The 1,648-nt window shown below is 69.7% G+C and carries 1 protein-coding gene; it reads right to left on the bottom strand.

Annotated features, from left to right (window positions below; all coding sequences use genetic code 11):
- Window positions 1-1,648, bottom strand: a 1,648-nt coding sequence (locus tag AAHZ94_RS33740) for a condensation domain-containing protein (RefSeq protein ID WP_349997506.1), incomplete at both ends; no start/stop codon positions are given.

Here is a 1,648-nt window from a genome sequence, read left to right as displayed (position 1 = left end):
GCACCGCAACCGACCCACCACGCAACAACACCTGCTCACCAAACAACCCCAACACCGAACCACCCAACACACCACCAACACCACCACCCACACCCCACTCCCCGAGCTGTTGCAGGGACTCGTCCACGGTCAGCACGTCCACCACGTCCACGGGCTGGTCCGGGGCATCGACCAGTTCGCGGAGCACCCGCAGGTACCGCTCGCCGATCGTCTCGACGCTGCTGCGGTCGAAGAGGTCCGTGCTGTACTCCAGCACGCCCTGGAGGTCGGCGGACTCGTCGCGCTGCGCGGTGAAGGCGAAGCTCAGGTCGAACTTGCCGGTGCCTGTCTCGGCCGCGACGGGCGACACGGTGAGCCCGGGCAGTTCCGCAGCGGCCTGGTCGACCGCGTCCGTGTCGGTGTTGTTGAAGGCGAGGAGCACCTGGAAGAGCGGGTGGCGAGCGAGCGAGCGCTCGGGGTTGATGACCTCGACCAGCCGCTCGAAGGGCAGGTCCTGGTGGGCGTAGGCGGTCAGGTTCTGCTGTCGGACCCGCTCGATGAGGGCCCGGCCCGTGGGCCGGCCCGAGGTGTCGGTGCGCAGTACCAGGGTGTTGATGAAGACGCCGATCAGGTCGTCCAGCGCCTCATCGGTACGGCCCGCGATGGGTGTGCCGATGGGGATGTCGGTCCCGCCACCCAGCTTGGTCAGCAGGGTGGCAAGCGCGGCCTGGAGCACCATGAAGGGGCTGGCCTGCGTCTCCCGCGCGAGGTCCACCACCTTCTCGTACAGTTCGGCCGGCACCTGGAACGGGATGCGGTCACCGCGGTACGTGGCGACCGCGGGCCGCGGCCTGTCGTACGGCAGGTCCAACTGTTCCGGCAGGTCAGCCAGGGTCTCCGTCCAATAGCCAAGCTGCCGAGCGATCTCACTCCCCGCATCCGACTCCGCACCCAGCACCTGCCGCTGCCACAGGCTGTAATCCGCGTACTGCACCGCCAACGGCTCCCACGCCGGGGCCGCGCCGGCCGCCGCCCGCGCCGCGTACGCCCTGGTCAGATCGCGGGCGAGCGGCGCACGCGACCAGGCGTCACTGACGATGTGGTGCAGGAGCAGCAGCAGGACATGCTCGTCGTGGCCGAGCGCGAACAGAGTGACGCGGAACGGCAGGGCCGCCTCGTCCGACAGCTCGAACCCGTGCCGCGCCGCCTCACTGATCAGCCCTTCGACGTGTGCCTGATCGGTGTCGACCACCAGCAGCTCAGGCACGACGGCCTGGGCATGCCGAACGATCTGGTACGCGCCTTCGGCGTCCTCGGCGAAGGCGGTGCGCAGGCTCTCGTGCCGCGCGACGACGTCACCGAGCGCAAGCCGCAACGCCTCACGGTCCAACGAACCGCTCAGCCGCAGGGCCACCGGGACGTTGTATGTGGCGCTCGGCCCCTCGAACTGGTGCAGGAACCACAACCGCTGTTGCGCGTACGAGAGCGGAATGCGCTCGGGCCGCGGCTCGATGCGCTCCACCGCGCGCCGCACGCCCGATCCGGAGGCTGCCCCGACCGCCTCCGCCAGCCTTTCGACCGTCGGCGTCTCAAAGACCTGCCGCAACGGCACTTCCGCCCCGAGCACGACGCGGAGCCGCGACACCAGACGGGTGGCGAGCAGGGAATG

Origin of the sequence: Streptomyces sp. HSW2009, from assembly GCF_040240285.1 — a bacterium.
In the GTDB taxonomy this organism is placed as follows: domain Bacteria; phylum Actinomycetota; class Actinomycetes; order Streptomycetales; family Streptomycetaceae; genus Streptomyces.
This window is presented reverse-complemented; position numbering and strand designations above follow the sequence as displayed.